The organism is Streptomyces sp. 8L (assembly GCF_020176795.1).
Taxonomy (GTDB): Bacteria; Actinomycetota; Actinomycetes; order Streptomycetales; family Streptomycetaceae; genus Streptomyces.
In genome coordinates this window covers 1-239 of the sequence record NZ_JAIUKE010000985.1, presented here as the reverse complement: position 1 = coordinate 239, position 239 = coordinate 1, and the positions used below count along the sequence as shown (strand labels likewise).

Here is a 239-nt window from a genome sequence, read left to right as displayed (position 1 = left end):
AGCTTCCACGCCACCCTCAAGCGGGAGACCCTGCGCGGCGCCCACCGCTACCCGGGAGCGGAACTCTGCCGACGCTCCGTCTTCCGGTGGCTCACCCGCTACAACACCCGCCGCAGGCACTCCGCCAACGGACACCTCAGCCCCGTCGACTACGAAAATCAGCACCGGCAGGAGTCCGATAAGCTCACGCTGGCCGCATAACCACCCGAACACGTGTCCACTTTCGCGGGGGAAGGCCC

General features: G+C 67.4%; 1 protein-coding gene. It reads left to right on the top strand.

The window, feature by feature from the left end; translation table 11 throughout:
- Positions 1–201: integrase core domain-containing protein (locus LCE31_RS40210; RefSeq protein WP_225023283.1), on the top strand; the 201-nt coding region annotated here is incomplete at its 5' end.
- Between the last annotated feature and the right edge of the window lie 38 nt (positions 202–239).